We start from the raw sequence: 12,526 nt of genomic DNA, 5'->3' as shown, positions 1-12,526 counted from the left end.
GCATCAAACTGATTCTTTAATCTCTCCAGCAAAGCTGCCGCAAACTTCACAGTCAGAGTTGACGGGTTCAGAGTTGCATACAAGCCCTTAGCGTCAAGCTGTTGAGACCATGCCATGGAACCTATCCGCATCGAAAAAGACGCAAAACAGCCTTGGGATGCTGTGGTTATCGGTTCGGGCATCGGCGGCCTGGTCACCGCAAGTCAGCTAGCTGTCAAAGGTGCCAAGGTTCTTGTTCTGGAGAGCTACACAATCCCAGGTGGTAGTAGCGGCTCATTCCAGCGAGAGGGCTACACCTTTGATGTAGGTGCATCAATGATCTTCGGGTTCGGAGAAAAGGGATACACCAACCTGCTCACCCGAGCCTTGGCCGATGTGGGGGAGCACTGTGACACCCTGCCTGACCCCGCCCAACTCGCCTACCACCTTCCTGGAGGATTAGAACTCGCAGTTGATCGGAAATACGAGCAGTTCATTGCTGATCTCACCGCACGCTTCCCCCACGAAGCGAAGGGGATCCGTCACTTTTACGACATCTGTTGGCAAGTGTTCAACTGCCTGGATGCAATGCCACTGCTATCGATCGAGGATCCCACTTATCTGGCCAAAGTTTTTTTCAAGTCCCCCCTAGCCTGTCTCGGTCTTGCGCGCTGGTTGCCCGTCAACGTGGGTGATGTAGCCAGGCGTCACATCAAAGACCCAGAACTGTTGCGGTTCATCGACATTGAATGCTTCTGCTGGTCAGTGATGCCTGCCGACCGCACACCGATGATCAATGCTGGCATGGTGTTTTCAGATCGCCATGCCGGTGGCATCAACTACCCCAAAGGAGGCGTTGGTGTGATAGCCCAAAAGCTCGTCAAAGGCATGCAACGTCATGGTGGTGAGATCCGCTACAAGGCACGGGTCACACGAGTGGTGCTGAAAGATAACCGTGCTGTTGGTGTACAGCTAGCAAATGGAGAAATCATCCACGCCCGCAGGGTGATATCCAACGCCACTCGCTGGGACACATTCAGCGGTGAGGGGTCCAAACAGGCCCTGGTGGATGCAGAACACACACCCGCAGCTGAGCAAACCTGGCGACGCCGCTATGTGCCATCGCCATCCTTCCTCTCTCTTCACCTTGGAGTCCGTAACGAGGCCATTCCAGCCAACAGCCACTGCCACCATCTGCTCCTAGAAAGCTGGGATGAAATGGAGAGTGAACAGGGTGTCGCATTCGTCTCTATGCCGACTCTCCTGGATCCATCCCTGGCGCCAGAGGGACATCACATCGTCCACGCCTTCACACCATCCTCAATGCAGGCATGGCAAGACCTAAGCCCTGCGACCTACAACAGCAAAAAGCAAGCTGATGCTGATCGTCTAATCAGGAAACTCGAAAAAATCCTGCCTGGCCTAAGTCAAGCCATCGTTCACCGAGAAGTGGGCACTCCTCGTAGCCATCGACGTTTCCTAGGACGATTTCAGGGTAGCTATGGGCCAATCCCCTCAAGTCGTTTACCAGGACTTCTCACCATGCCCTTTAACCGCACTGGACTCAAAGGGCTTTATTGCGTCGGCGACTCTTGTTTCCCTGGCCAAGGCCTAAATGCAGTTGCTTTTAGTGGCTTTGCCTGCTCCCATCTCATCGGTGCCGATTTAGGGATCAACCCCTGGGCCCTGCCCAATTGAGCCATCTTCTAGATCTTCATAGAAGACAATCGCTACCCAAAAGACCTTGAAGTACAAGGCAGCAACAGAAATTGTTCCGCGGTATGGCTAGCACATCTCAATTGATGTCATCAGGAAATTAGCGAGGAAGCTCAAGCTCAAAAATCTCTACAAACAATCACTCCCCCATGACAACAGCAACCACTCGATTAGCAGATTACAGGCCATATCCTTTCCAGATTCCTAACATTGAACTGGATGTTGTTGTCGAAGAACAGCACATCGCGATCTCCAGCTCCATGCAGATCGAGCCTGCCTTGACAACCAAAGTTCCTTTAGTCCTTCAGGGGTTAAACCTGGAGTTGGACTCCATTGTTATAAACGGCAGTTCTTTACCAACGGATGCCTACAGCCTATCTAGCAGTGAGTTAGTTCTCCATCAGCCACCAATTCATCCTTTTGAATTGAAGATCATCTGCCGAATTGATCCCTTCAACAACACCTCACTAGAAGGGCTTTATGCCAGCGAGAGCATGCTCACAAGCCAATGTGAGGCAGAAGGCTTCCGTCGAATCTGCTTCCATCCTGATCGTCCGGATGTGCTCAGTCGCTATCGAGTACGAATTGAGGCGGATCGGACGCGCTATCCAGTGTTGCTCTCGAACGGAAATCTTGTGAGCAAAGGGCCTTTAGCTAAAGATCCAATGCGACATGAGGCAATTTGGGACGATCCCTATCCCAAGCCTGCCTATCTCTTTGCTTTGGTTGCAGGGGCACTTCAGGAAGTTCAGGCTCGTTTCAAAACCAAATCTGGACGCTCAGTTCTATTGCGTTTGCATGTTGAGAAGGGAGATGAGACCTACACCTCTCACGCCTTGGATTCTCTGAAAAAAGCTATGACCTGGGATGAAAAGGTCTATGGGCTGGAGTACGACCTGGATGAATACAACATTGTGGCAGTGCGCCACTTCAACATGGGTGCAATGGAGAATAAGAGCTTAAATATATTCAACTCAAAACTTGTATTGGCTGATTCCGAATGTGCCACCGATGGTGAACTTGAACGAATCGAAAGTGTTGTTGCTCATGAATATTTTCACAACTGGACTGGCAACCGTATCACCTGCAGGGACTGGTTTCAGCTCTCCCTAAAAGAAGGTCTCACTGTATTTCGGGATCAGAGCTTCACAGCGGATCTGCATTCAAAAGCAGTGAAACGCATCGAGGATGTATCAATGCTGCGAAACACCCAATTTCGCGAAGATTCAGGCCCTACATCTCATCCAGTGAAACCTAGTGAGTACAAGGCAATTGACAACTTCTACACCACAACTATTTATGAAAAAGGTGCAGAGTTAATCCGCATGCTTCACACCCTGCTTGGGCAGCAACGCTTCATGGCAGGAATGGCGTTATATGTGCAGCGTTTTGATGGCACTGCTGCCACCACAGAAGATTTTATCCACTCCATTGCTGAAGGAGCCTGCGCAAATGGGGAACAACTTGGGTTTGATCTTGATCAATTTCAGCGTTGGTATCACCAAAGCGGAACTCCTCAAGTCTGCGTCAAACGCCACTGGGATTCTCAAGTCGGAACACTCACACTTGAGGTCAGCCAATTCACACCACCAACGCCTGGTCAACCCTCAAAAGCACCTCTAGTCATTCCGATGGCCCTCGCCGTGATCGGCCCAAATGGACGCATCGGCGAAGAGAAACTGGTTGTGTTGGACCAAGACACGCAGAGCGTCTCACTAAGGGATCTACCAAGGCAAGCAAAGCCTCCAGCTCTATCGATATTTCGTCGTTTTTCAGCTCCGATCACGTTGCAGATGGACGTCTCAGTCGACGAATCGTTGCAGCTACTTGCTCTGGATGACGATCCCGTTGCTCGATGGGAAGCAGGCCAGAGATTATGGAGAAAGATCCTTTTAGCAAGGGCTCGCAAGCAAGCTGACAAGCCACTTGAAGAACGTTTAGCTCTAGCGCTAAATCAACTGATCACCAGTGGAGGGGAGAGTGATCCCTCTTTTCTGGCGATGTTATTTGGCATGCCAGGACTAGCTGAACTGGAGGCCGCCCAGGATGTCGCCGATCCATTGATGCTCTATCAGGTCTATCAATCACTCAAGTCATGGTTGGGAGTCAAGCTTTCAGATCCGCTCCAGAATCTGCTTGAACGTAGTCGATTGAATTGGGGGGCTCAATGGCCAGCTGGACAAGGTGAACGCATGCTCACAGGACTGACCTGGAGCTGGTTAGCGGCTGCTGGTGATTGCAAAGTTCGCAAGGAAGCAGTTGAAGCAGTCAACGGACCCTCGATGTCTTTGGCTCGAGCGGCCCTTCGGGCACTACAACCCATTGAATGTACTGAGCGAGACGAAGCTCTCAAAAGCTTTTACGAGCGCTGGCAAGATCGACCAGTGATCCTAGATACCTGGTTTGCTCTGGAGGCATCCACTCCACGGTCAGATGGGCTTGAACGAATCAAACAGTTACTAGATCATCCCCGCTTTGACCCAATGGCACCCAACGCGATAAGGGCTGTCCTTGGTGGGCTCGCTTCAAATCCACCTGTATTTCACGCTATTGATGGAAGTGGTTACAAGTTCATGGCTGAACAGCTCATCGCCATTGATCAACGCAACCCAATCACTGCTTCACGCATGGTGAAAGTGTTCAGTCGTTGGCAAACTTATGCTCCCTCAAGGAAAGAGGCGATGCACCGGGCCATCGATCAACTGGCCAGTGCAGAGCTTTCTGCAAATACCAGAGAAGTGGTCACACTCATGCAGCCAAAACACTAGAAGTAAGCCTAGTTTTTCTTCTCATGCAATTGCTTGAACTGCCTGAGGCGCTGAATTCCACCCTCGATGCCAGCGTGCTGTCCCCAGAGCCCCTCCCAATAAAAATAAATCACTCCATGGCCGCGCTCAGCTGCCATTCGAACCTTTTCAGCCAAAATCGGCATGGGCGTGGTGCGTTTGCCGAATCCTGCCAGCACACCAATATGCACAGGGACACCCAATTGAGGTGCTTTGCGTAAGGCCGGCTGGTCGAGATCCTTCGCAAATCCCTTGAGCGAGTAGGCGTAGTTCTGCACAACCAACTCGTCTATCAATTTGCCTACAGTCCAAAGCTCCCAGTCTTGAAGCCAGTTGTTGTAAGCAAACCTGAAAGGCCCAGGGGCAAGGCTGATGTTGACAGGTAGCTTTTCCTTCTCCAATGCTTGCCTCAGTTCTCTAAGCAAACCGGTCAGTTTCCGCCTTCTCCATTGCATCCAAAAGCGGTCGCTGTAGTCCCGGGGCGGAGAGGAGCCCGTTTCTTGTTGATAAAGAGCCACGGTGTAAGGGTCATAACCAAGCTGCACCGGCCAAGCAAAATGATCATCAAGCTGAACGCCATCCATCTTGCAGCGCTTCATGACCTCAATCACTACGCCAATGAATCGCGCACGAACCTCTGGATGGGCTGGATTAAGCCAAACCCGCTGGTGATTCCCATGCATCTTCACAACTGGGTTGCCATCAGCTCTGGCAAGAACCCAGTCGGGATGAAGCTTAACCACCTCTGCGTCATCAGGCTCCATCAGCCCGTATTCAAACCATGGCACCACCTTCATGCCGCGGGCATGACCTTCTCTACTCAGGGTGCAAATAGGGTCTAGAGCCAAGCCTGCTTTCTGAAGGGGCCCTTCTACAGGGGCATAGTTGCTGCGATGGAAGGTAGACCCCCGACTCCAAACATTGAGATAGAGCGCCGTGAATCCTGCGCCATAGAGATCTTTCACCGCCTTATGCATCAAGTTACGTCTGTAATAAAGAGGGCTCGGACTATTGGTCATCCAAACACCAACAATCGGCAAATGATCACTTAAATGACGCAAGCTTGATTGGGCCACTGATGGGGAAGTTGATGCCTGCGCTGAAATTGCCCATGGTTGAGAAGTCATCAACAACACAACCACTAACACTCTCAAGTAGGGATAGCGCCACCAAAAGCTGAGTGATGGCATCGTGTTATCAGGGCATGGCATATTTCTTGGCATGACGCGAGATTCAACCAAAAACAGGATTTAAGCAAAGCGTGGAGAAGGGTTGAAGTTGTAGAAAGGTATCTAGTACTGAAAGATGAGCATAAATAGCCTGCTTGCTAGCAAAGAAGCAAAAGAGATGAGAGAACGAAACCAATCGCACTTAATCGTTATTGAGCCCCTACATATCCTTGCTAACACTCAGACCAACGGACAATCCCAAAGGCATTGATCGCAACACGTGTTTTTGTCTGGCCTATGGGCAAAGGTCTACCTGAAGACCACGGTCAAACTTAGTCATGCTTTGCAGTGCTTCTGGTCAGATTTTTGCATGTGCATCCGCGCAAGATAAAAAGGTCAACTTTTGGAGTTCTCGATGAACTTTTCCATACGTTCCAAAGCCCTTTGGCTGATTCCTTGTTTTGCCCTTGCTGGTTCGGCCTTTGTCGTCCGCGATGCTGACGCCAACAAAGGTGGCCAAAGGTTTAGAGCCAAACTTAGCGAAGCTCAGCAACAGAAGCTTTTTGAGGCCCGCAAAGAATGGGAACTAAGTAGTGCAGACAATCGGATTGCCATCATCAACGCTTCCCAGAACTGTATTGATTCTGCCCAAACACCAGAAGCTTTTCGAAACTGTAAACAAAAAGGGCGGAAATCTTATAGAGCCTTAAAAGAGCAACGCCGCAAAAAAATCAATGCCACCCTAAAGAACATGGGGCTAGAGCCTATGCAATCACACCTTAAGCATGGCCATCACAAAGGCAGAGCAAACAACCAAAGAATTGGAGCTAAGCTGAGATCAAATCAAGTTTAAAGCCTCAAAATTGGCTTCTTATTTACTGCTTTAGATCAGTTAGGCATGTATGGCTCCAACTCTCTTAAATCCATGAGAGTTGGAGCCATACATGCTACTTGCCTTTCCAGGAAGATGTTCCGGCAGAAAAATACTGAGTCTCTAACCAGACTTCTCTAATCAATGCAAGCAAGCAATTCATTCAACATTGCAAGATTAATTGCTCGAACAAAACCAACTGTTCATGCATCCATTTCATAGCATTCCTTCGTGAGAGTAGCCAAAGAAAAAACTTCACTTCAACAAGAGCCACATTACTGGAAAGCCTGCTTGGAGATATTCAACTGCTCTTGGCATAAACTTAGCCAATCTCTAACTAAAAACCATACAGACACACTTTCTTCATCGCTGTGTTGTCTACTTCCTAGAACTGTGTTCCATCTGCCGTTGTCTTTCAGCAAAACGAATACGGTCCGTATCACTAAATTGATCCACGCAGTGGCGACATTGAACACCAGGCAGATAACTATTCATCGTCTGATCCTCAGGGGTGAGGGGCATTCCACAGGCATGACAAAGACAATGGACACCAGGTGAAAGCTGATGATTCAAAGCCACACGTTGATCAAAAACAAAACACTCTCCTTGCCAGCGACTTTCAGCTTGAGATACCTCCTCAAAATAACGAAGGATGCCACCACGAAGATGATGGACGTTAGTAAAGCCCTTCTCAATCAGATAAGACGTAGCCTTCTCACAGCGAATGCCGCCTGTGCAATACATGGCTATTCGTGCTGGAGTTTGTGCTTTAACCATCGAACGCAACTGCTGTTCTACCCAAGCAGGAAAGTCGCGGAAGCACTTCGTTTTGGGGTTTATTGCTCCTTTAAATTCCCCAATCGCAATCTCATAGTCATTTCGCGTATCAATCAAAAGAGTATCTGGATCATCAATTAGATCATTCCATTCATGAGCGTCCACATAAGTCCCCACCGTCTTTGATGGATTCAGGCCGGCAAGACCCATGGTCACAATCTCTGCCTTACGGCGAACCTTGAAGCGACGAAAAGCCTGCTCAGGCGTCCAGCTAATTTTCAATTCAAACAAACCCTCGATCAAATCGCGTTCTAACCTCTCAAGCAAAGCGCTAACACCACCAACCGATCCACAAATCGTTCCATTCACCCCTTCCTCTGCTAACAGCACAGTTCCCATCAGTTGATGTTCATCCCCAAGGCTCAGCAGATCCTGCAATAAGCAGGAAATAGTGACCTCAGGCCAAGCAGTAAAGGAATAGAAAGTCGCTACCTGAAATAGATCTGCAAAGGTCTGATCATCTTGCAGATTCATTCGTCACTCTCCTCCCAATTCGCATGAACTCCTGCCTGAGAGAGAAGTTCGCGATCAGTTTTTACATCAGGATTGCTGGTAGTTAGCAAACTATCGCCGTAAAAGATCGAATCAGCTCCCGCTTGGAGACAAAGGATCTGAGCCTCTCGACCAAGCTGCTCACGCCCTGCGCTTAGACGAACACGACTGCGAGGCATCAGAATTCGAGCCGTCGCAACCATGCGCACCATCTCTAAAGGATCCACCGCAGGGAGGTCCTGCAATGGCGTGCCCTCCACTGCCACCAGACCATTAATTGGAACACTCTCAGGATGAGGGTTGATATTGGCTAGTACACAAAGAAGAGAGGCTCGATCCAGCGTTGATTCCCCCATCCCGATGATGCCCCCACAGCAAAGAGTGATGCCAGCTGAACGAACCTTCTGAAGGGTTTCGATTCGCTCTTGGTATGTGCGCGTTGTGATGATCTGGTCGTAGTACTCAGGGCTGGTATCAAGATTGTGGTTGTAGGCAGTCAATCCCGCATCTGCCAACCGAGAAGCCTGCTTTTCAGTCAGCATACCGGCAGTAACACAGGCCTCTAGTCCCAACTCCCGTACACCACTCACCATCGCAAGCATGGCTTCAAACTGGGCACCATCTCTGATCTCCCGCCAAGCCCATCCCATGCAGAAGCGATCCGCACCAGCATCTTTGGCGGCCCGTGCGCGCTCAAGCACTGTTTGGATCTGAACCACTAGATCGGGCTGCCCTTCAACATCACTACTGTTGTGCATGGACTGTGGGCAATAAGCGCAATCCTCCTGGCATCCTCCCGTCTTCACGCTGAGCAAAGAAGCCAGCTGAACCCGATAGCCAGGATTTGCCGTCCGATGCACAAGCTGGGCCTGCCAGAGCAAGTCCATAAGTGGTCGCTCCAAAAGTTCCCGCACCTCATCCACTGTCCAGTCATAACGATGAACAACGGGTTCAAAGGTGAGATCCTTGGCAATAAGCACGGTCATGGAACGACTGGAGCCAACGGTCAAGATCCCAGATGATTCGCTGCAATTGGATCCAAGCCGCCGAAACGACGACAGCGTGACTGGTAATCAAAAAGAGCTTTTGTCAAAGCTACTTCATCAAAATCAGGCCAGCACACATCGGTGACGTGAATTTCTGCATAGGCGAGTTGCCAGAGCAGAAAATTACTGATCCGTCGCTCACCACTGGTGCGGATCAGCAGGTCTGGATCAACCTCACCAGCCGTGAGCAACTCAGCCTCGAAACTGTTCTCATCAATCAAAGTTGGATCAAGATCCCCTCTTGCAGCGCGTTGTGCAAGTTTCTGTGCCGCTAGCACCAGTTCACGTCGACCACCGTAATTGGTGCAGACATTGAAGTGAATACCATTGTTCCTAACAGTGAGCTCGGTGGCCTCACTGATCAACTCCTGAAGACCTGATGGGAGACCCTCAAGGTCTCCCAGGAAACGAATCCGTACCTTTTCACGCTCAAGTGATTCCAACTCCCTCTGCAGCACACGCTCAAACAAAGTCATCAAGAAATTCACCTCATCTCCAGGGCGAGACCAATTCTCCGTAGAAAAGGCATAAGCCGTAAGGGCGCCAATGCCCCAGTCACTGCAAAGACGAAGGGTTCTCTTGAGAGCTTCTACGCCAGCGCGATGGCCAACCATCCTAGGCAGGCCCCTGGCCTTGGCCCAGCGTCCATTCCCATCCATAATCACAGCCACATGGTTAGGTAGCCGATAGGGATCAAGCCCCGAGGGACATGCACAGACCTTTGGATGGTCTGAACTAGTGGCCGAACGGCGGCTCACGGGAGTGGTTCCTCGATAGAGCTGCTCACGCTAAGCCTGGATGAAGCTTGTGTAGCAACAGCCGAAGCTTTGACTGGACTAGAGGCCCCCTTCGTGGCCGCTGCTCCTAATGAGGAACCAATCAAGGCCTTAAGCAAATCCTGCAGACGACTACTGGTGATGGGCCGTTCAAGCCGGCCCTGGCTTGCAAGAGACAATGTTCCAGTCTCTTCGGAAACCACCACACAAATACAGCGATCAAAACGTTCTGTTATCCCCAAAGCTGCTAAATGTCTCGTGCCATAACGGCTGATGCCCTGCCGCGAGAGGGGCAGAATCACACCAGCAGAAACGATCCGATTGCCCTTTACAAGTACTGCCCCGTCATGAAGGGGCGTATCAGATGCAAAAAGATTCAGCAGCAACTCACTACTTAGCTGGGCATCGATCAGCACACCAGGGTTAAGGAAGTCTTCTGGACGAAGATCACTACCCATATCAACAACAACCAATGCTCCACGGCGGCTCTGAGATAAACGTCCAGCCGCCTCAGTGAGCTGAGCAACGGTGCTGGCGGTGGCCCGTAACTCGTTCTGAGGATTGCCAAGGAGAACGGCCAGGCGACCTGTTCCCAGTAATTCCATCAAACGTCTCAGTTCCCCCTGCCAAAGGATTGCTAATGACAAAGAACAAGCCAAAACCAGCGCATCCACCAACTTTGAAGTGAGCGGAAGATTTTCAAAGCGCTGCACAAACCAAGCCAAGGCAACCAAAAAGAGGTACCCCCTCAACAACCACAGGGTGCGCCGCTCATTGACCCTAGAAAAAAGCAAGACGCCAAGGGCCGAAGCAAACAAAACATCGAGCAGGCGCGGATCTACCACCCCCCACAAGTTCACTCCCACTCCCCAGCCTTGCTTGCTCAGCCTAACGCTAAAAATCGTTCCGGCATAACGTCATATCGCAGAAGATCTTCTGGCTGCTCACGCCTCTGCACCAACTCCGAGTGGCCTGAATGAACAAGTACCGCTGCAGGTCGTGGGATGCGGTTGTAGTTAGAACTCATAGAGACGTTGTAAGCCCCTGTCGCGAACACGACCAAGACGTCTCCACTGCTGGCATATGGCAAAGCAAGGTCCTTAAGCAGAACATCCCCAGATTCACAATGCTTGCCAACCAGAGTGATCGTCTCGTCTGGCGAGGCCAAAGGGCGGTCAGCAAGGCAAGCCGTATAGAGAGATTGATACGTGATTGGGCGGGGGTTATCACTCATCCCTCCATCGACAGAAAGATAGGTACGCAGCCCTGGGATGGTCTTGCGTGATCCAACCCGATAAAGGGTGACTCCGGCAGCAGCGACCAGAGAGCGACCCGGCTCACACATCAACCGGGGCAAATCCAGTTTGCGAGAACGACAGGCTTGATTCACTGCCTCGGCAACCACCTTGACCCAGTTATCAATTGAAGGTGGATCATCAGAGCTGACATATCTGACACCTAGGCCTCCTCCAACGTTGAGATCCATGACTGGATGCCCCAGGCGCCTAGCCAGTTGCAGAGCACCAGCCATCACATCTGCCAGATCCTGATGAGGTTCCAATTCAAAGATCTGCGATCCAATATGAGCGTGGAGTCCCGTTAAGCGTGCCCAGCGACAGCCGAGTAACTGATTCAGAACCGATTCCAGCTGATCTGGATCAAAACCAAACTTGCTATCAAGATGGCCGGTGCGGATGTACTCATGGGTATGGCATTCGATGCCCGGAGTGAAACGCAACATCAACTTTGCAGGATCTGCTCCAACCGGCACCAGTTGTGAGAGGCGATCCAGATCATGCTGATTATCAGCAACGATTGTCACGCCATTGCGATAGGCAAGCAGCAGCTCCTGATCAGATTTGTTGTTGCCATGAAGCACAATGCAATCGCCTGGCACACCTCCCTTCAAAGCGGTAAGCAACTCACCTGCTGAGACCACATCCAGCCCAAAACCTTCTGAAGCCACCAGGCTGCTCATCATCAATGAGCTATTGGCCTTAGAGGCATAGATAGGAAGAGATGGCCCTGGATAGTGACGCTGTAATGCCCCACGGTATGACTGACAAGCTGCCCTCAAAGTGGCTTCATCAAGCACATAGAGAGGTGTGCCATAACACTCCGCCAATTCGCTCAGTTGACAGCCTCCAACGATCAAGCGTGATTGCGCATCAAGTTCGGTTGTAATCGGCGCGAGGTTGCAATTGGGGCTAAGGGGATCCCGCCCAGGCTCATAGGGGCTGGATGACATCATGGCGATGGACGAGGAAATTAGTTAGAGGGATCAATGTAGGCATCAATCCCCCCAAGGAAGGGGTTAGGCATGTTGAAGCACGACATCCAAGCAATGGAAGTCATCCATCTAGGGCCGGAACAGATCAATGCGTGCATGGAGCTGAATCAACTCGCACTCAATGGCCTCTGGAGCAAACAGCAATGGATTCAGGAATTGATCGATTCCCGCAGTCTCTGCATGGGAGTGCTCAAGTCTTCAACACTGCTTGCTTTGGCCTGTGGCTGGCTAGTGGTAGACGAACTTCATCTCACCGCAATAGGCGTTCATCCTCAACATCGCAGACAGGGCCTTGCCCGTCTGCTGCTATCAAAGTTGCTCGAGCAAGGTCAACGAACAGGAGCCATCCACGCCACACTCGAAGTTGCCAGAAACAATTCGGCGGCCAGAGGGCTTTACGAAAGCTGCGGATTCAAGACAGCAGGATGTCGTCATCACTATTACAGCAACGGCCAAGATGCTCTGATTCAGTGGCGAAGCTTAGGGAAGCAGGCTGAGCCAAGACAAAAGATTTGAATAAGTACGGATTACCGTCCGGGAAATACAACGAAGACAAACATCTTA

General features: G+C 50.8%; 10 protein-coding genes. 4 read left to right on the top strand and 6 right to left on the bottom strand.

The genetic code is table 11. The features are described 5' to 3' along the window. Nucleotides 1–114: 114 nt before the first annotated feature. Both crtH and pepN read left to right on the top strand, forming a co-directional pair. Nucleotides 115–1,677, top strand: a complete 1,563-nt coding sequence (gene crtH, locus SIB79_RS03280; protein WP_063403166.1) for a carotenoid isomerase — start codon at nucleotides 115–117, stop codon at nucleotides 1,675–1,677. Between the two features lie 167 nt (nucleotides 1,678–1,844). Next, a complete protein-coding gene (gene pepN, locus SIB79_RS03275; RefSeq protein ID WP_063403165.1) occupies nucleotides 1,845–4,463 on the top strand; it encodes an aminopeptidase N in 2,619 nt (872 codons plus the stop codon). An 8-nt stretch (nucleotides 4,464–4,471) separates the two neighbouring features. On the opposite strand, the gene SIB79_RS03270 is transcribed toward pepN, so the two are convergent. After that, a complete protein-coding gene (locus SIB79_RS03270; RefSeq protein WP_063403164.1) occupies nucleotides 4,472–5,704 on the bottom strand; it encodes a glycoside hydrolase family 10 protein in 1,233 nt (410 codons plus the stop codon). A gap of 349 nt (nucleotides 5,705–6,053) precedes the next feature. On the opposite strand from SIB79_RS03270, the gene SIB79_RS03265 reads away from it, so the two are divergent. Continuing rightward, on the top strand, nucleotides 6,054–6,503 hold the full coding sequence (locus SIB79_RS03265; RefSeq protein ID WP_236072538.1) for a hypothetical protein: 450 nt from the start codon (nucleotides 6,054–6,056) through the stop codon (nucleotides 6,501–6,503). Nucleotides 6,504–6,899: 396 nt separating this feature from the next. Here the strand turns inward: SIB79_RS03265 and SIB79_RS03260 are convergent, their stop codons facing one another. Genes SIB79_RS03260 through lysA form a run of 5 tightly spaced genes read right to left on the bottom strand, consistent with a single transcriptional unit; the run spans nucleotide 6,900 to nucleotide 11,923 of the window. Further along, a complete protein-coding gene (locus SIB79_RS03260; RefSeq protein WP_063403163.1) occupies nucleotides 6,900–7,832 on the bottom strand; it encodes a rhodanese-related sulfurtransferase in 933 nt (310 codons plus the stop codon). Beyond that, the gene (bioB, locus tag SIB79_RS03255; protein WP_011825650.1) at nucleotides 7,829–8,836 is read right to left on the bottom strand and encodes a biotin synthase BioB; all 1,008 of its coding nucleotides are present in this window, start codon (nucleotides 8,834–8,836) and stop codon (nucleotides 7,829–7,831) included. The genes SIB79_RS03260 and bioB overlap by 4 nt, the downstream gene beginning before the upstream one ends. A gap of 20 nt (nucleotides 8,837–8,856) precedes the next feature. After that, the gene (locus tag SIB79_RS03250) at nucleotides 8,857–9,654 is read right to left on the bottom strand and encodes an isoprenyl transferase (RefSeq protein ID WP_063403162.1); all 798 of its coding nucleotides are present in this window, start codon (nucleotides 9,652–9,654) and stop codon (nucleotides 8,857–8,859) included. Next, nucleotides 9,651–10,532 (bottom strand): diadenylate cyclase CdaA, encoded by an 882-nt coding sequence (gene cdaA, locus SIB79_RS03245; RefSeq protein ID WP_063403222.1) that lies wholly within the window; start codon nucleotides 10,530–10,532, stop codon nucleotides 9,651–9,653. The genes SIB79_RS03250 and cdaA overlap by 4 nt, the downstream gene beginning before the upstream one ends. Before the next feature lie 23 nt (nucleotides 10,533–10,555). After that, nucleotides 10,556–11,923: a diaminopimelate decarboxylase gene (gene lysA, locus SIB79_RS03240; protein WP_063403161.1), complete on the bottom strand. Its 1,368-nt coding sequence runs from the start codon at nucleotides 11,921–11,923 to the stop codon at nucleotides 10,556–10,558. Between the two features lie 69 nt (nucleotides 11,924–11,992). On the opposite strand from lysA, the gene rimI reads away from it, so the two are divergent. Beyond that, nucleotides 11,993–12,478: a ribosomal protein S18-alanine N-acetyltransferase gene (rimI, locus tag SIB79_RS03235; RefSeq protein ID WP_063399270.1), complete on the top strand. Its 486-nt coding sequence runs from the start codon at nucleotides 11,993–11,995 to the stop codon at nucleotides 12,476–12,478. Nucleotides 12,479–12,526: the final 48 nt, after the last annotated feature.

The sequence above is a fragment of the Prochlorococcus sp. MIT 1342 genome (assembly GCF_047304495.1).
Classification (GTDB): Bacteria; Cyanobacteriota; Cyanobacteriia; order PCC-6307; family Cyanobiaceae; genus Prochlorococcus; species Prochlorococcus marinus_D.
The sequence above is the reverse complement of the archived record's forward strand: the minus strand, read 5'-3'. Positions and strand labels throughout refer to the sequence as shown.

What these genes read in the sequence shown, in the direction of transcription:
- crtH (WP_063403166.1), top strand. Translation starts at nt 115, where the DNA reads ATGGAACCTATCCGCATCGAAAAAGACGCAAAACAGCCTTGGGATGCT.
- pepN (WP_063403165.1), top strand. Translation starts at nt 1,845, where the DNA reads ATGACAACAGCAACCACTCGATTAGCAGATTACAGGCCATATCCTTTC.
- SIB79_RS03270 (WP_063403164.1), bottom strand. Translation starts at nt 5,704, where the DNA reads ATGCCAAGAAATATGCCATGCCCTGATAACACGATGCCATCACTCAGC.
- SIB79_RS03260 (WP_063403163.1), bottom strand. Translation starts at nt 7,832, where the DNA reads ATGAATCTGCAAGATGATCAGACCTTTGCAGATCTATTTCAGGTAGCG.
- bioB (WP_011825650.1), bottom strand. Translation starts at nt 8,836, where the DNA reads ATGACCGTGCTTATTGCCAAGGATCTCACCTTTGAACCCGTTGTTCAT.
- lysA (WP_063403161.1), bottom strand. Translation starts at nt 11,923, where the DNA reads ATGATGTCATCCAGCCCCTATGAGCCTGGGCGGGATCCCCTTAGCCCC.
- rimI (WP_063399270.1), top strand. Translation starts at nt 11,993, where the DNA reads ATGTTGAAGCACGACATCCAAGCAATGGAAGTCATCCATCTAGGGCCG.